The sequence below is a fragment of the Pseudomonas sp. LS1212 genome (assembly GCF_024741815.1).
Lineage (GTDB): Bacteria > Pseudomonadota > Gammaproteobacteria > Pseudomonadales > Pseudomonadaceae > Aquipseudomonas.
The window spans coordinates 4390184-4406479 of sequence record NZ_CP102951.1 but is presented as its reverse complement, the minus strand read 5'-3'; the positions used below and the strand labels follow the sequence as shown (position 1 = coordinate 4406479).

The 16296-nt window shown below is 58.8% G+C and carries 14 protein-coding genes; 7 read left to right on the top strand and 7 right to left on the bottom strand.

All coding sequences use genetic code 11. The annotated features are described in order from the left end of the window. The 4 genes from NVV94_RS20490 to NVV94_RS20480 all read right to left on the bottom strand — a co-directional run bounded on the left by NVV94_RS20490 (position 1) and on the right by NVV94_RS20480 (position 5735). The gene (locus NVV94_RS20490) at positions 1-1497 is read right to left on the bottom strand and encodes a hypothetical protein (protein ID WP_258444192.1); all 1497 of its coding nucleotides are present in this window, start codon (positions 1495-1497) and stop codon (positions 1-3) included. Next, positions 1466-1795: a hypothetical protein gene (locus tag NVV94_RS27005; RefSeq protein WP_408733520.1), complete on the bottom strand. Its 330-nt coding sequence runs from the start codon at positions 1793-1795 to the stop codon at positions 1466-1468. Before NVV94_RS27005 ends, NVV94_RS20490 begins: the two co-directional genes overlap by 32 nt. Next, positions 1743-2660 (bottom strand): tyrosine-type recombinase/integrase, encoded by a 918-nt coding sequence (locus NVV94_RS20485; protein ID WP_258444191.1) that lies wholly within the window; start codon positions 2658-2660, stop codon positions 1743-1745. Before NVV94_RS20485 ends, NVV94_RS27005 begins: the two co-directional genes overlap by 53 nt. A gap of 189 nt (positions 2661-2849) precedes the next feature. Next, positions 2850-5735: a ribonucleoside-diphosphate reductase subunit alpha gene (locus tag NVV94_RS20480; RefSeq protein ID WP_258444190.1), complete on the bottom strand. Its 2886-nt coding sequence runs from the start codon at positions 5733-5735 to the stop codon at positions 2850-2852. Between the two features lie 758 nt (positions 5736-6493). On the opposite strand from NVV94_RS20480, the gene NVV94_RS20475 reads away from it, so the two are divergent. The 3 genes from NVV94_RS20475 to fhuF are packed head-to-tail and all read left to right on the top strand — an operon-like array spanning position 6494 to position 9501. After that, positions 6494-7240: a response regulator gene (locus tag NVV94_RS20475; protein WP_258444189.1), complete on the top strand. Its 747-nt coding sequence runs from the start codon at positions 6494-6496 to the stop codon at positions 7238-7240. Continuing rightward, positions 7241-8842, top strand: a complete 1602-nt coding sequence (locus NVV94_RS20470; protein ID WP_258444188.1) for an ATP-binding protein — start codon at positions 7241-7243, stop codon at positions 8840-8842. Then, positions 8800-9501, top strand: coding sequence for a siderophore-iron reductase FhuF (fhuF, locus tag NVV94_RS20465; protein ID WP_258447763.1), 702 nt, complete (start codon positions 8800-8802; stop codon positions 9499-9501). Before NVV94_RS20470 ends, fhuF begins: the two co-directional genes overlap by 43 nt. A 4-nt stretch (positions 9502-9505) precedes the next feature. Here the strand turns inward: fhuF and NVV94_RS20460 are convergent, their stop codons facing one another. Then, positions 9506-10219 (bottom strand): 4'-phosphopantetheinyl transferase, encoded by a 714-nt coding sequence (locus tag NVV94_RS20460; RefSeq protein ID WP_408733519.1) that lies wholly within the window; start codon positions 10217-10219, stop codon positions 9506-9508. A 354-nt stretch (positions 10220-10573) separates the two neighbouring features. Between NVV94_RS20460 and NVV94_RS20455 the strand changes: the two genes are divergently transcribed. From NVV94_RS20455 to NVV94_RS20440, 4 genes are all read left to right on the top strand, one after another. After that, positions 10574-11176 carry an outer membrane protein gene (locus NVV94_RS20455; RefSeq protein WP_258444187.1) on the top strand — a complete coding sequence of 201 codons (603 nt, stop codon included), beginning with the start codon at positions 10574-10576 and terminating at the stop codon, positions 11174-11176. A gap of 115 nt (positions 11177-11291) precedes the next feature. Further along, on the top strand, positions 11292-11969 hold the full coding sequence (locus tag NVV94_RS20450; RefSeq protein ID WP_258444186.1) for a response regulator: 678 nt from the start codon (positions 11292-11294) through the stop codon (positions 11967-11969). Beyond that, complete coding sequence (locus NVV94_RS20445; protein WP_258444185.1) at positions 11966-13312, top strand: ATP-binding protein; 1347 nt, start codon at positions 11966-11968, stop codon at positions 13310-13312. Before NVV94_RS20450 ends, NVV94_RS20445 begins: the two co-directional genes overlap by 4 nt. 309 nt (positions 13313-13621) lie before the next feature. Next, a complete protein-coding gene (locus tag NVV94_RS20440) occupies positions 13622-14944 on the top strand; it encodes a dicarboxylate/amino acid:cation symporter (RefSeq protein ID WP_258444184.1) in 1323 nt (440 codons plus the stop codon). 101 nt (positions 14945-15045) lie between these two features. Here the strand turns inward: NVV94_RS20440 and NVV94_RS20435 are convergent, their stop codons facing one another. Both NVV94_RS20435 and NVV94_RS20430 read right to left on the bottom strand, forming a co-directional pair. Further along, complete coding sequence (locus NVV94_RS20435; RefSeq protein WP_258444183.1) at positions 15046-15540, bottom strand: SprT family zinc-dependent metalloprotease; 495 nt, start codon at positions 15538-15540, stop codon at positions 15046-15048. Positions 15541-15678: 138 nt separating this feature from the next. After that, a complete protein-coding gene (locus tag NVV94_RS20430; protein ID WP_258444182.1) occupies positions 15679-16278 on the bottom strand; it encodes a Yip1 family protein in 600 nt (199 codons plus the stop codon). Positions 16279-16296 lie beyond the last annotated feature (18 nt).

Below are 16296 nucleotides of genomic sequence, written 5' to 3'. Positions count from 1 at the left end.
TCAGACTACCGCCCCATCCACTCTACTATCACGAATTGCAATGATCTGCTGGATAGCTGACATCGCATTTTGGTTGATTTGCTGAATTCGAGGCTCCGGTTCGATCTTTTGATCTTCGATCAAAGCCACCATCAAGGTTTCCCAGGGGGCATTAATCAGGGGCTCAAAGTAACTGCAGGATAGGCAGGCGATAGGTGCATGCTGATGGCATTCAGCACGTGTTCCACAGGCCCCAAGCGTCTCTCCGGTGAGTCGCAGGTAGTCTGCGATGACGCACTCATCATCCCCTGCGCGAGTGGCCTCATCCAGATGCTCGATCAAGCGCCCCCGAAAGGCGCTGGCAAAGTATTCCATCTCCTTTCCCAGGGCTTTCCGGATGGGCTTCTGTAACTGTGGCATGGACGCTCTATAAAACTGAATACACGACGTGCTGCGATGAGTTAGAAGCCTGGCAACTTCAGCGTCTGACGCTCCTTGAGCCAGCGCCCGTGTCGCCAATGTGTACCTGAAGCGATACGGGGTTATATAAATGGGGCCTTCAAGTCTGTCGGAATATGTTGGAAGTGCTGCTAACGTTCGAGTAACCAAAATACCTAGATCTGTAGCTGTACCGGAAAAAAGTGGAGTGTCCTTGGTGGTGCCCGCATGCTTATAGGTATCCAGATAAGTAATCAAGCATTCAGCTAATACTGTAGGAGCCTTTCTGACCCAATACTCCATGGCAATCGTTTTCATCCCTTTGGCCAGTGGAATTCTCAAAGTTACTTCCATACCAACTCGATCATGAATGATGACGTCATTCATAGTCATTCTTCTGATTTGAATAGGGCGAATGCCGGTGCCTATGAAGAACCAGCAGAGAGCAAAAGCGCGCAAGGATACCGTATTGTTGGAGTATCCCTTGTTCAGTGCCGAATGGATGTTATGTAACTCTTGGTCAGTCAAGGCTCCTCTTTCAGGGTCATTGGTGATCAGGGTGTAATAAGCACCATTGCCCTTTTGCTCCCATTTTTCGTCGTTATCAAGGAAGTCAATTACCTCTTCCGAGAGGCCGGGGAAACTGCCTTCTTTAATTCGGCGCAGTAGTGGAGTAATAAATCTGCGGTATGAGCTGTTGGTTTCTAAAATTAAGCTTAGCTCTTTGAGCCCAACATTGGCGCATAGTTTCATGCCGTCGAGCGCGAGCCATCCCCTCAGTGCGGTACTGATTAAGGAATTATAACCTAGGCTGTGCGTAGCAAGAGATGCTGCTAGGCACTTAAAAATACTGACATGAAAAGCATTGTTTTTGTCTAGGGTGTCAAGATAAATTGGGCATGATTTTCCATCCCGATCATGAATGGCGACTTTAGTCCCCATTGTGATGTCTATAGCTCGCCCATCAAGTAGCACGACTTTTTTATGATGATTTTTTTCTTCGTTGAAGATAATCGCATCAAGAGCAGTACTAGATATTTTTGTCGGGTTAGTCATTGGGCTTTCTTCCTGCAATGTCATTCGCCAATTCTTCTGCTATCTGATCAGCTTTTTCTCGAATGGCTCTGGCCGCGTACCGGGAAGCCATCTCTGAATTTTTTGACCATCCATTCAACTGAATTCTTACGCGCTTTTCCTCTTCAGGATCCATGCGTTTTTCTGAGGGCTGCGCATCAATTTTTCGGCTAAGCCTGTCATTCCACGTCCGACGAAGGGTATGTGGTGCAAAATAATTGGGAATGTCTTTCGAACTATCTCTAGCGACTTTAAAGATCAGGTTTATAGCCGATTTTGAAAGTTGATCGCCCGATCTTGTAATGAATAAGTAACCATGCGCCCTTTTTTTTTGCTGGAATTTTTGCCCAGTAATCGCTTACGAAGTCTCGATACAACTTGGCTGTATTTTGAGAAACTGGCAAAACCCTGGAGAGCGTTTTGGATACTCTAATTTTTACGCGTTTGCGTGCATAGTCGACATCTTCGACTAGAACGTGGCGCAGCTCATTTCGCCTCATTGTGGTGTCCACGAAGAACCTGTACATCAGATGGTTTCTTGCTTGTATGAATCCCTCTCTAAAGGGATTCTCAACTGAACCAGTTTTGAATGCGCTATCCACAATGGTCATTACTGACTCTGGGAGCCCCTCTACTGGGTCTCCCTGCGATGAGCCACCAGTTTTGGGCGCTAAGCTACGGAATCGCTTGATGGCCACTTCACGAGCCGCTTTCAGGGCTTCATTGGACGGGGCCAGTACCTGATTGCAAAGTCGCTCATGATGGAATTCCAAAAACTTGGCGACTGTCTGGATCCTATAACCCCCTTCAGCGGCAGAAAGCTGGGTCACGGCATCATTCGTCGCCATCCTTCCACGCACCTGCTCAAGCCGCACGATCTTCTGTTGCTTTGTGACTTTGGCTGCGCTGACCTCTCGATCCTGGCCGGCCCGATCCATTCGAAGAAAGTTGGCTAGGTCTTCGCACTGCTCGATGGTCAAGAACGTTGGAGAGGAAAGGGCAGCATGGATATCGATCTTTCGCGCATAGGCCCAGAGGTAGGACATGCCTAAGGTACGAAGGACTTTCTCAGTGGTCGTCAACGCTGCGCCCCGGTCGCGATAACGCAGGGTGGCGTAGACGTTGGGCAGGAAAGGGGGGCGACCCTCTTCATCGACAAGAACAGCCATGGGAAGGCCGTCTGTGGCAGTGAAGGATTTGATTCGAATGGATTGCAATGTATACGTTCCCGTGACCTGAGCTGGCAGGGCCGGGAGTATAGGAAGGTCGTATACACCTGTAAACCAATAACCCCCTTTGTTATCAGGGGGTTATTGGGTTTCTAGGGCTTAATGTATACGGTTACTTGTACCTAGCTGTCATTGGCAGGCTTCGCAGTCTGGCTCGTCGATCGCGCAAGCCTTCGGCACGGGTGCCGGGGCTGCCGGGGCGGCTTGCAGTGGGGCGTTGTCGCCACCGCTGGACACGGCGTTGAGCTTGCCGGTGTTGATGGTCGACTTCTCGGTGCTGGTGGCGGCCAGGGCACGGAGGTAGTAGGTGGTTTTCAGGCCACGGTACCAGGCCATGCGGTAGGTCACGTCCAGTTTCTTGCCCGAGGCGCCGGCGATGTACAGGTTCAGCGACTGAGCCTGGTCGATCCACTTCTGGCGACGGCTGGCGGCGTCGACGATCCACTTGGTTTCCACTTCGAAGGCAGTCGCGTAGAGGTCTTTGAGCTCTTGCGGGATGCGCTCGATCTGCTGCACCGAACCGTCGTAGTACTTCAGGTCGTTGATCATGACCGAGTCCCACAGGCCACGGGCCTTGAGGTCGTGGACCAGGTACGGGTTGATCACGGTGAATTCGCCCGACAGGTTCGATTTCACGTAGAGGTTCTGGTAGGTCGGTTCGATCGACTGCGATACGCCGGTGATGTTGGCGATGGTCGCGGTCGGTGCGATGGCCATGATGTTCGAGTTACGAATGCCTTTCTGTACGCGAGCACGGACCGGTGCCCAGTCCAGGGTTTCGTTCAGGTCGACATCGATGTACTTCTGGCCACGGGCTTCGATCAGGATCTGTTGCGAATCCAGCGGCAGGATGCCTTTGGACCACAGCGAGCCTTCGAAGGTCTCGTAGGCGCCGCGCTCGTCGGCCAGGTCGCAGGAAGCCTGGATGGCGTAGTAGCTGACCGCTTCCATGGACTTGTCGGCGAATTCGACCGCAGCGTCGGAGCCGTACGGGATGTGCTGCAGGTACAGCGCGTCCTGGAAGCCCATGATGCCCAGGCCGACCGGACGGTGGCGCAGGTTGGAGTTCTTGGCTTGCGGCACCGAGTAGTAGTTGATATCGATCACGTTGTCGAGCATGCGCACGGCGGTGTTGACGGTGCGTTGCAGCTTGGCGGTGTCGAGCTGGCCGTTGACGATGTGGTTCGGCAGGTTGATCGAGCCCAGGTTGCAGACGGCGATCTCATCCTTGTTGGTGTTCAAGGTGATCTCGGTGCACAGGTTCGAGCTGTGGACCACGCCCACGTGCTGCTGCGGGCTGCGCAGGTTGCACGGGTCCTTGAAGGTCAACCATGGGTGGCCGGTTTCGAACAGCATCGACAGCATCTTGCGCCACAGGTCTTTGGCCTGGATGGTCTTGAACAGCTTGATCTTGCCGTATTCGCACAGGGCTTCGTAGTACTCGTAGCGCTCTTCGAAGGCCTTGCCGGTCAGGTCGTGCAGGTCTGGCACTTCCGATGGCGAGAACAGAGTCCACTTGCCGTCGTCGAAGACGCGCTTCATGAACAGGTCAGGGATCCAGTTGGCGGTGTTCATGTCGTGGGTACGACGGCGATCGTCACCGGTGTTCTTGCGCAGCTCGATGAACTCTTCGATGTCCATGTGCCAGGTTTCCAGGTAGGCACACACAGCGCCCTTGCGCTTGCCACCCTGGTTGACGGCTACGGCGGTGTCGTTGACCACTTTCAGGAAAGGCACGACGCCCTGGGACTTGCCGTTGGTGCCCTTGATGTACGAACCCAGTGCACGGACCGGGGTCCAGTCGTTGCCCAGGCCGCCAGCGAATTTGGACAGCATGGCGTTGTCGTGGATCGCGTGGTAGATGCCCGACAGGTCATCCGGCACGGTGGTCAGGTAGCAGCTCGACAGCTGAGGACGCAGGGTACCGGCGTTGAACAGGGTCGGGGTCGACGACATGTAGTCGAAGGACGACAGCAGGTTGTAGAACTCGATGGCGCGATCTTCTTTTTGCTTCTCTTCGATCGCCAGGCCCATGGCCACGCGCATGAAGAAGATCTGCGGCAGTTCGAAACGCACGCCGTCCTTGTGGATGAAGTAACGGTCGTAGAGGGTCTGCAGGCCCAGGTAGGTGAACTGCTGGTCACGCTCGTGGTTGATGGCCTTGCCGAGTTTTTCCAGGTCGAAGCTGGCCAGCACCGGGTTCAGCAGTTCGAACTCGATACCTTTGGCGACGTAGGCCGGCAGCGCCTTGGCGTACAGGTCGACCATTTCGTGGTGGGTGGCGCTCTCGGCCACTTCCAGGAAGCTCAGGCCTTCGGCACGCAGGGTGTCCATCAGCAGGCGAGCGGTCACGAAGGAGTAGTTCGGCTCACGCTCGACCAGGGTACGGGCGGTCATCACCAGGGCGGTGTTGACGTCTTTGAGCGCCACGCCGTCGTAGAGGTTCTTCAGGGTTTCGCGCTGGATCAGGTCGCCATCGACTTCGGCCAGGCTTTCGCAGGCTTCGGTGATGATGGTGTTCAGGCGGCCCATGTCCAGCGGCGCGAGGCTGCCGTCGGCGCGGGTGATGCGGATGCTTGGGTGCGGCTGCGCAGGCTGCTCGGTGGTGGAGCGGGTGGCGCGTTCCTTGGAGCGTTCGTTGCGGTAGATCACGTAGTCACGGGCGACTTTTTGTTCGCCGGCACGCATCAGGGCCAGTTCGACCTGGTCCTGGATTTCTTCGATGTGGATGGTGCCGCCCGAAGGCATGCGACGCTTGAAGGTAGCGGTGACTTGTTCGGTCAGGCGGGCCACGGTGTCGTGGATGCGCGACGAGGCGGCAGCGGTGCCGCCTTCAACTGCGAGGAACGCCTTGGTGATGGCGACGGTGATCTTGTCATCGGTGTAAGCGACGACAGTGCCGTTACGCTTGATCACGCGCAATTGGCCAGGCGCGGTGGCAGCCAGATCCTGGTTCGAATCTGCAGCCTGCGGCGCGTTGGCCTGCGGGTTCTCGCGAGTTGTGTCGGTGTGCATGGGGGTCTCCGCGGTCTCTATGTTTGTTTAGGCACGCCAGGCGTGCCGGCCGTTCCGTCCAGAAGCACTACAACCGGCCACCCAAAGATGGGGCCGGGCACACACTTCGTAACAGATGGGAATAGGCTTTTTAGTTGCCGCTCCCTGGCCGAAGTCAAAGGTTTCGAATCGTCGATCCAAAAACGGTTGCTGTCGGGGTGCTACTACTTGATGCAGCACCCATACCGATTTACTGCCACTGAGGCGTTAAATTCGGACGCCCTCCGCTGGTACGGTTTTGGCGGTTAATTCTTGCTCACTGCAAACGAAAAAAGCGCTGGAAAAAGGCTTGAGTTTCTCTTTTGAGTTGTGCTTGGTATTTTGCGCAAAACCCAACATGTAGTGTTTTGCTGTGCTTGGAATACAAGATAATGCGGTCTTGGGCCTATTGCAAGGTTGCGGTCCTGTGGATAACTTGTGTGTAAATTGTGAGTGAAATCGCTAAAACCCACGTAAGCCGCATCCCACCTGCTTAGGACCGTTAGTCATACTTTTTTTGCAAAAAAAATGACGTGAGGCCAATTTTTGAGGGCGCGAACCCTATCACAAAAAAGACACATCACCGATTGCTTTTGGCATGTTGTGTGCTGGTCGCCGCGGCTGGGTAGAATGCAAGGGTAAACCTGTGGTGATGGTCCTGATATCAGTTGCTTTATTTATCTGGCAGCCGTGGGCAATGGGCCTTTTAATAACAACAGTGCAAAAACAGAGGTACCCCCGTGGAGCAAGAAGCCTGTCAGGTATTGATAGTCGAGGATGACCAGCGACTGGCCGAGCTCACCCGCGATTACCTGGAAAGCAATGGCTTTAGTGTCGCCATCGAAAGCAATGGCGCCCTGGCGGCGGCGCGGATCATCGCCGAGCAGCCGGATCTGGTGATTCTCGACCTGATGCTGCCCGGCGAGGATGGCTTTGCCATCTGCCGCAAGGTGCGTGACCAGTTCACGGGGCCGATCTTGATGCTCACGGCGCGCACCGATGACCTGGACCAGGTCCAGGGCCTGGACATGGGCGCCGACGATTACGTCTGCAAGCCGGTGCGGCCGCGCCTGCTGCTGGCGCGCATTCAAGCCTTGCTGCGGCGCAGCGAAAGCGCCGAGGGGGTTGAGGGAGACAAGCGCGAGCGCCTGCAATTCGGCCCGCTGGTGGTCGATAACACCCTGCGCGAGGCTTGGCTATCGGACAGCAGCATCGAGCTGACCAGTGCAGAGTTCGATCTGCTCTGGCTGCTGGTGGCCAATGCCGGGCGCATTCTGTCGCGCGAGGAGATCTTCACCGCCCTGCGCGGGGTCGGCTACGACGGCCAGGACCGTTCCATCGATGTGCGCATTTCGCGCATCCGCCCGAAAATCGGCGACGACCCGATCCACCCGCGCATGATCAAGACCATCCGCAGCAAGGGCTATCTGTTCGTCCGCGAGGCGGCCGAAGCCATGGGCCGCATCGACCCCGGGCAGCCTTATTGAATGAACTCGATCTTTCTGCGCATCTACGGCGGCATGCTTGCCGCGCTGGTGCTGGTCGCGGTGCTTGGGGTGCTCAGCCTGCACCTGCTCAATGAAGTGCGCAGCGATCAGTACCGCGAGCGGCTGGCCCACGGCACCTTTACCCTGATGGCCGACAACCTCGCGCACATGACCGAGGTCGAGCGCAAGCGTTCGCTGGTGATCTGGGAGCGTCTGCTGGGAATCCCCTTGGCCTTGCAGCATTTCGACCAGGCGCGCCTGGAGAATGGCCAACGCAGCCAGCTGGCCCGTGGTCAGGTGCTGGTCGAGCAGACCGGCCCGCATGCGGCCAAGGTCTTGCGTCAGGTGGGTCAAGAGCCCTTGCTGCTGACCGGCGAGGTGCAGCAGATCAGCGAGCAGTTGGCGCGGGCGACCATCTACCTGTTGGTCGATGAACTGGTGCGCTATCTGGTCAGTGAACAACCCAGGCGGTTGGAAGAGCTGAAAAAGAACAAGGGCTTCGGTTTCGACTTGCGACTGGTGAGCCTGGAACAGGCCGATATGGATGAGGACCAGCGCCGCCGCGTCGATGAAGGCGACACGGTGATGGCGCTGGGCAAGGGTGGCGACTCGATCCGGGTGTTTGCCGGCATGGTCGATACGCCCTGGGTGCTGGAACTCGGCCCGCTGTACCAGATGAACCCTTACCCACCGCAGATGCTGATTTTGATCGCAGCGCTGGGCCTGTGCCTGATCGGGTTGATCGTCTACCTGTTGGTTCGCCGGTTGGAGCGGCGCTTGCTGGGCCTTGAGTCGGCCGCCACGCGCATTGCCCAGGGCAGCCTGGACACCCGCGTACCGGAGGGCGATGGCGACTCGATCGGGCGGTTGGCGGCGGCCTTCAATGGCATGACCGAGCACCTGCAGCGCTCGTTGATGATCCAGCGCGAACTGGTGCGGGCGGTTTCCCATGAGCTGCGCACTCCCGTGGCGCGGTTGCGCTTTGGCCTGGAAATGATTGGCTCGGCCAATAATGAGAAGTCCCGGGAAAAGTACCTGGCGGGCATGGATAACGACATTCAGGAGCTCGACAAGCTGGTGGACGAGATGCTCACCTACGCCCGCCTGGAGCAGGGGGCGCCGGCTCTGCATTTTCAGCGGATCGACCTCGATGCCCTGATCGATCAGGTGATTTCCGAACTGGCGCCGTTGCGCGCCGATGTGAAGGTGCTGCGAGGGGTTTGCCATGGCGGGGAAGAGGGCGCCTGGGTCGAGGCCGAACCGCGTTATATGCACCGGGCCCTGCAGAACCTGGTGAGCAATGCCATGCGCCACGCCGAATCCCAGGTGCGCCTGAGCTATCAACTGGGGCTACAGCGTTGCCGGGTCGATGTCGAGGATGATGGACCGGGCGTGCCGGAAAGTGCCTGGGAGAAGTTGTTTACCCCCTTCCTGCGCCTGGATGACAGCCGCACCCGCGCCTCGGGCGGGCATGGGCTGGGCTTGTCCATCGTGCGGCGGATCATCTACTGGCATGACGGTCGCGCCTCGATCAGCAAGAGCGAGGCACTCGGTGGCGCCTGTTTCAGCCTGGCCTGGCCGCGTTATCAGGACAAGAAATGAGTGAGGCACCGCCCGACTGGCATGCCGGGCCTGCTGCCGATCTGCTCAAGGGCTTGTTGATGCCGGACGATCCGCGGCCGGTGCTGGGCTTGCCTGAGCTGTTGCAGCCCGCACGGCTCGATCGCACCTTGCTGCACGTCTATGGGCCGGAGTTGATGCCCAGCCAGTTGCCGGTGCTGGTGTCGCAATGGTCCAAGTACTATTTCATGCAGTTCTGGCCTGCGTTGCTGGTGCCCCGGCTGATGCATGGCTGGCAATTGCCCCTGGGGTTTGCCGAGGTGGCCATTGCGCTGGATGAGCGCGGCTTGCCGGTTGCGCTGAAGCCATTGGCGATCGGCGTTGCCGGGGACGCGGCGCTTGAGTCGGTGATCCAGGCCAATCTGCGGCCGGTGATCGACGCGCTCAGTGAGTATGGCGCCGTGTCGGCGGCGGTGTTGTGGGGCAACGCCGGGGACTATCTCGAGCAATGCATCGTGGCGCTCGAGCAGCGGCTGGGCAGCGAATTGCCGCCGGCTCGGCGCCTGCTTGAATCCTCAGGCAGCCCACTGTATGGCGCCGTGCGCTATCTGGACGATGGTCGCCGTCAGCGGCGCAGTTGTTGCCTGAGCTTTCAGGTGGAGTGGGTCGGGCACTGCGAGCATTGCCCGTTGTGCCCATGAGGCTTCAGACGCTGACCAGGCTCAATAACCGCTGACCCTCGACGCAGAATTGCGCGTTCAGCTCGCGCCCATGGTGCCACTCGCTCGACAGGTCGGTGAGCAGGCGCAGGCGAGCGTTGCCATCATCGGACCATTCCAGCAGTTCGGCATGCTCGAAATAGAAGCGTTGCTGCACGATCGGATAGAGCGCCTTGAACAGGCTCTCCTTGAGCGAGAAGGTCAGGGTGACGGTCAGTGCCACGCGGTCTGCGGCCATGCGCTGCAGCTCATCGGGTAGCAGGATTTCTGCGGCCAGTCGTTGAGCGCGTTCTTCGCCGAGCAGGGTTTCCATGTCCAGCCCCAAGCCCTGGCAATCGGTTTTGCGCGCCACCACGGCGGCGGCCCAGCCGGTGCCGTGGGTGATCGAGCCGCTGATAGTCGCCGGCCAGACCGGCGCGCGGTCCTCGCCGGTGGCCGGGGTGTACTCGCGCCCATCGAGTTGGCGCAGGGCCTCGCGGGCACAGACGCGTCCGGCCAGGAACTCGGCCTGACGCTTGGCGACTGAACGTTGCAGGCTGGACGTTTGCGCGATGCCACTGCGCTGGAAATCATCGCTGGCAAGGCTGGCGGGATCGAACCGGCAGCTGACCAGGACCGCACCGGGCAGTGGCTGGGGCAGGGGCCAGTGGCGTTGCAGGTCGGAGCAGCAGATGGGCAGGGGCTGAGTCATGGTCGGCATTTTGCCGTGCGCGGTGACGATTGGGTAGATGTGCTTGCGCAGAATGCTGTAGCCGCTGCCGAAGGCTCGGTGCGCCGCTGCGACGCTCGAGCGCGTAGCGGTCGCGCTCTTCAGATCGCAGGAAGGTCCTGCGGACCTTGGCGCATGGGTCTTGATGGCGGCCTGGGCCAGGGTGCTGGCGGCGATCAAGGCAAGTGCGAGCAAGAAACGCATGGTCGATCCTCCAATGAGAGTCACCTCAGCCCGGTCGATTTGGTTCAGCCCGGGTTCAGGGTGGGTTCAGGGGCGGTTCAGGGCACCTTGCTTAACCTAGCTTCGTACCCAACAACAGCGCCTGGCGCGGAGAAAATCCTCATGAAAACTATCAACAAACTGATTCTTGCGATGGCTGTACTTGGTGCCAGCGCCGTGGCACAAGCCAACGACAGCACTTTTGCCAGCCTCACCTATGGTCAGACCAGCGACAAGGTCAAGAAATCCAGCCTGCTCAACACCAATCTGCAAAATCCCAATGCCGACGGCATCATCAACAAGGAAGGCACCTGGGGCGTGCGTCTCGGTCAGCAGAACAAGGAAGGCCGCTACTACGCGACATACGACAATGTTTCCGGAAGTCACAACGGCTTGAAACTGCGTCAGGAAAACCTGCTGGGCAGCTACGATATGTTCGTTCCGGTCACTGCCAGCACCAAACTGTTCGGCGGCGGTAGCCTGGGTGTGGCCAGGTTGTCCCAGGAGTCTTCGGGCTACAGCCGCGATACCAACACCGGTTACGCCATCGGTGCGCAGGTCGGCGTGCTGCAGCAGGTCGCGCAGAACGTTTCGGTAGAACTGGGTTATCGTTACCTGCGCAGTAATGCCAGTACTGAAGTCAACGAACACAGTGGCAGCAAGCTGGGTTCGCTGCAGCTCAACAGCAGCGCGCAGACTTACCTGTCGGCCAACTACGCCTTCTAAGTCGTTTCGGCCTTGCGCCAAACCTGCAGGCAATGGGCCGGCAGGTTTGGCGCGATTATGTTGTAACAAGGCGTTTGCACGATGAATTGTCGTGGGACGGGGCCTGGAGAGCGTTATGAAACTGCTGGTGGTAGAAGATGAGGCGCTGTTGCGTCATCACCTACGGAGCCGTCTGACGGAAAGCGGGCATGTGGTCGAAGCAGTGGCCAATGCCGAAGAAGCACTTTATCAAGCCGAACAATTCAATCATGACCTGGCGGTGATCGACCTGGGCTTGCCGGGCATGGGCGGGCTGGATCTGATCCGGCAACTGCGTTCGGGAGGCAAGAGTTTCCCCATATTGATCCTTACGGCCCGAGGCAACTGGCAGGACAAGGTCGAGGGCCTGGCAGCGGGTGCCGACGACTATGTGGTCAAACCCTTTCAGTTCGAAGAGCTGGAGGCACGCCTCAATGCCTTGCTGCGCCGCTCCAGCGGATTCACCCAGTCGACCATCGTTGCCGGCCCCCTGGTGCTCGACCTCAATCGCAAGCAGGCCGTGCTCGAGGATCAGCCGCTGGGGTTGACTGCTTACGAATACCGGATCCTGGAGTACCTGATGCGTCATCACCAACAGGTGGTGGCCAAGGATCGCTTGATGGAGCAACTCTACCCCGACGATGACGAACGTGATCCGAACGTGATCGAAGTGCTGGTTGGGCGTCTGCGCCGAAAGCTTGAAGGCGCCAGCGGTTTCAAGCCGATCGATACGGTGCGTGGCCTGGGTTATCTGTTCACCGAGCGCTGCCGATGATTCGATCGCTGCGCGTGCGCTTGATGCTGGCGGCAGCGGTGCTGGCGCTTCTGTTCATGCTCGGCTTGCTGCCGGCGCTGCAGGGGGCTTTCAGCCTGGCGTTGCAGGAGTCCATCGAGCAGCGTCTGGCTTCGGACGTGACAACCCTGATATCGGCCGCGCGGGTGGAGGATGGCAGCCTGCAAATGCCGGTGCTGCTGCCGGACGAGCAGTTCGACCTGCCGGATGGTCGCCTGCTCGGCTACATCTACAACCGCCAGGGCACGTTGGTCTGGCGGTCGCGCGCCACGGTCGAAGAAAACATCAATTACACCCCGCGCTATGATGGCCGCGGCAACGAGTTCGCCCGCATCCGTCAGGACGATGGCGAAGAGTTCTTTGTCTATGACGTGGAGGTCCAGTTGCTGGGTGGCAAGACGGCGGCCTTCAGCATTGTCGCGTTGCAGCCTATACGCGAGTATCAGATGACGTTGTCCGGGTTGAACGAGAAGCTCTATTTGGGGTTCGGCGCAGCCTTGCTCGCCTTGTTGCTGCTGCTCTGGGTCGGCATGACCTGGGGCCTGCGCTCGTTGCGGCAGATGAGCCTGGAGCTCGACCAGGTAGAGTCCGGCGCTCGTGAAGGCCTGAGCGAAGAGCACCCTCGCGAATTGTTGCGCCTGACTGACTCCCTCAACCGCTTGCTGCACAGTGAGCGCGAGCAGCGCGGGCGCTATCGGGATTCGCTGGGGGACCTGGCGCATAGCCTGAAAACCCCGCTGGCAGTGCTGCAAGGCGTCAGTGAGACCATTGCCCAGCGCCCGGAAGACAGGGAGCAGGCGCGCATTCTGCAAGCCCAGATCGAGCGCATGAGCCAGCAGATCGGCTATCAGCTGCAGCGCGCCAGCCTGCGCAAGAGTGGGCTGGTGCGCCATCAAGTCGTGTTGCGGCCGGTGGTCGAGAGCCTGTGCAACACCCTGGACAAGGTTTATCGAGACAAGCAGGTCAAGGTGAGCTTCGATATTCCGCTCAATGGGCAGGTGCCGATGGAGCAGGGGGCCTTGCTCGAAATGCTCGGTAACCTGCTGGAAAACGCTTACCGCCTGTGCCTGGGCGAGGTCAGCATCAGCTTGCAACGGTTGCCCGAGGGCATCGAACTCTGTGTCGAAGACGACGGGCCCGGTGTGCCGCAAAGCCAGCGAGCACGCATCCTCAAGCGCGGCGAGCGGCTTGACCGGCAGAATCCGGGGCAGGGCATCGGCTTGGCGGTGGTCAAGGACATCATCGAAAGCTACGACGCTCGCCTGACCCTTGGGGACTCACCCCTGGGTGGCGCAGCCTTTCGCGTGAGATTCCGCTCGGCCTGAGATTTACCTTCATTGGCGGTACGCCGGGCAAGGCGGATATCCGCCAATGCCAGGGGAGTTGTTCATGCAATGGGCGGAAATCCGCCAAGGCCTCACCCCGAAAATACTCCTCCTCCAGAACGCGAACGGCCGGATTTCCTGGCTCGCGTCGATTTTCTGCAAAGTGGCACGCGCCTTGCGATAGCTCATTGCAGAACTGCCCAGCGCAGCTCGAAAAAACAAATCCCTCCGGGTACAGGAGGGTTCGCGCTTTAGGTGTCGTGCGCATCAAGCTATTGATGCCCGGCGATACACTTGAGGAAATCACAAATGACGACTCGTCAGCCAATTTACAAATCGCTGTATTTCCAGGTGATCATCGCGATCACCATCGGTATTCTGCTCGGCCACTACTCTCCCGAGACAGGGGTGGCGCTCAAGCCACTGGGCGACGGGTTTGTCAAACTGATCAAAATGGTCATCGCTCCAATCATCTTCTGTACGGTGGTCAGCGGTATCGCCGGCATGCAGAACATGAAGTCGGTCGGCAAGACCGGCGGTTACGCGCTGCTGTACTTTGAAATCGTCTCCACCATCGCCCTGATCATCGGCCTGGTCGTGGTCAACGTGGTCAAGCCCGGCGCTGGCATGCACATTGATGTCACCACCCTGAACGCCAGCAGCGTTGCAGCTTATGCCGCCGCCGGTGCCCAGCAGACCACCATTGGCTTCCTGCTCAATATCATCCCGAACACCGTGGTGGGCGCATTCGCCAATGGCGATATTCTCCAGGTACTGATGTTCTCGGTGATCTTCGGCTTCGCCCTGCATCGCCTGGGTGCCTACGGCAAGCTGCTGCTGGACCTGATCGATCGCTTTGCCCACGTGATGTTCAACATCATCAACATGATCATGAAGCTCGCCCCGATAGGTGCATTCGGCGCCATGGCGTTCACCATCGGTCAATACGGCGTGGGCTCGCTGGTGCAGTTGGGCCAGCTGATGATCTGCTTCTACATCACCTGCGTGGTGTTCATCCTGGTGGTGCTGGGCGGGATCGCCCGTGCCCATGGCTTCAGCGTCATCAAGCTGATTCGCTACATCCGTGAAGAGCTGATGATCGTGCTGGGCACTTCCTCTTCGGAATCTGCCCTGCCGCGCATGCTGGTGAAAATGGAGCGTCTGGGTGCGAAGAAGTCCGTCGTCGGCCTGGTTATCCCGACCGGTTACTCGTTCAACCTCGACGGTACTTCCATCTACCTGACCATGGCTGCCGTGTTCATCGCCCAGGCGACCGACACCACCATGGACATCAGCCATCAGATCACCCTGTTGCTGGTGTTGCTGGTGGCTTCCAAAGGCGCTGCAGGCGTGACCGGCAGTGGCTTCATCGTGCTCGCCGCCACCTTGTCCGCCGTTGGCCACCTGCCGGTTGCCGGCCTGGCGCTGATCCTGGGTATCGACCGCTTCATGTCCGAGGCGCGCGCCCTGACCAACCTGATCGGCAACGGCGTTGCTACCCTGGTCGTGGCCAAGTGGGTCAAGGAGCTGGACGAAGACAAGCTGCAGGCTGAACTGGCGTCGGGTGGCACGTCGATCTCTGACGAGCGTCCGACCGATGACCTGGGTGTGGCTGAGGGTGTTGCGCGCTAAGTAGACGGGCGCCCGTTGGGCGCCAATCGCTGGCTTGCCAGCGATGCGATCTAAAGGTCTACAAAAACCCATCTCCGGATGGGTTTTTTTATGGGCGCCGCTTATTCAACCCGGGTCTCCCCGCTGAACACCAACGTATGCCGGCAACGCCGGCACAAATACCGCCGCCCCTGATGCACCAACCCATGACGCTGCGCCGAAAACGCGAAATCACTGCCATCACACGGGCAGCGATAGATATAACGGGTCACGCTGCGCCGTTTAACCGCATAGTTATGACAGCGAAGGGGCGGCAGTTCGTAAACGCCGCGCATGATCAGCTGCCACTCTTCGCCATGGGGCGCAATGCTGTCGCCGAACAATTGATGAGCCACCAGGTGCGCCACTTCGTGGGCCACGGTCTGCTTGAGGAAGTCTTCGCGGTTCTCACGGTACAGTTGCGGGTTGAAGCGCAGCAGGTTCTCGTGCAGATGGGCGACCCCGGCCTTTTGGCCGCGCAGCTTGAGGCTGACTTGCGCGCGCTTGAAGGGGCGATTGAAAAAGGCTTCGGCTTGCTGGAAACAGGTTTCGACGCGGGAATTGAGTAGCTCGGGCATTGGTGATGACACTCCAGAGGCGGCAATTATGCCGCAACCTCGAAAGCCTGCCGAGACGTTTGCCGCCCAATGGTCATGCGCACAGTATCAGGCCGCCTTGCGGCGGCCCGATGATCACGGCCCTATGGGCCCTATGCCTTAGTTGGTGTAGACAGGCCCTACGCCCAGCCCCCAGACGATAACCGTGAACGCCATGATGGCCACCAGTACGACCAGCCCCACGGCCAGCACCGAACTGGAGAACAGGAAGCCTTCATCGGATGGGATGTTCATGAATGTCGGCAAGCCGACATACAGCAGGTAAACCGTGTAGCAAATGGCGGCCGTGCCGACGATCATCCCCAGCCAGAGGTGTGGGTAGAGCGCCGCCAGCCCCCCGATGAACAGCGGGGTGGCGGTATAGGTGGCGAAAGCAATACAGCGGGCCAGGCTTGGGTTGGCATCGTAGGTCCGCGCCATCCAGTGGATGAACGCCCCCATGACCGCAACGCCGCCGAGCATGGCCAGGTAGGACATGACGGTCATCCATAGCGCGCTTTCTTGCGTCAACATGACCGGTGCGCGGTTACCGATGACCCAGCCGACCTGGGTAGTGCCGATGAACGCCGATACCGCCGGAATAGCAGCCAGTATCAGTGTGTGGGTGAGATACATGTGGCTGATGCTTTCCTCTTCGCCACGAATTTCTCGCCATTCTTGATCGGGATGGGTGAAAAGCCCCAGAACGTGATGGATCATGCCAGTCACTCCTTTCGT

Coding starts and splice junctions, on each gene's coding strand:
- NVV94_RS20490 (WP_258444192.1), bottom strand. CDS start 1,497: ATGACATTGCAGGAAGAAAGCCCAATGACTAACCCGACAAAAATATCT.
- NVV94_RS20485 (WP_258444191.1), bottom strand. CDS start 2,660: ATGGCTGTTCTTGTCGATGAAGAGGGTCGCCCCCCTTTCCTGCCCAAC.
- NVV94_RS20480 (WP_258444190.1), bottom strand. CDS start 5,735: ATGCACACCGACACAACTCGCGAGAACCCGCAGGCCAACGCGCCGCAG.
- NVV94_RS20470 (WP_258444188.1), top strand. CDS start 7,241: ATGAACTCGATCTTTCTGCGCATCTACGGCGGCATGCTTGCCGCGCTG.
- NVV94_RS20460 (WP_408733519.1), bottom strand. CDS start 10,219: ATGCCGACCATGACTCAGCCCCTGCCCATCTGCTGCTCCGACCTGCAA.
- NVV94_RS20455 (WP_258444187.1), top strand. CDS start 10,574: ATGAAAACTATCAACAAACTGATTCTTGCGATGGCTGTACTTGGTGCC.
- NVV94_RS20450 (WP_258444186.1), top strand. CDS start 11,292: ATGAAACTGCTGGTGGTAGAAGATGAGGCGCTGTTGCGTCATCACCTA.
- NVV94_RS20445 (WP_258444185.1), top strand. CDS start 11,966: ATGATTCGATCGCTGCGCGTGCGCTTGATGCTGGCGGCAGCGGTGCTG.
- NVV94_RS20440 (WP_258444184.1), top strand. CDS start 13,622: ATGACGACTCGTCAGCCAATTTACAAATCGCTGTATTTCCAGGTGATC.
- NVV94_RS20435 (WP_258444183.1), bottom strand. CDS start 15,540: ATGCCCGAGCTACTCAATTCCCGCGTCGAAACCTGTTTCCAGCAAGCC.
- NVV94_RS20430 (WP_258444182.1), bottom strand. CDS start 16,278: ATGATCCATCACGTTCTGGGGCTTTTCACCCATCCCGATCAAGAATGG.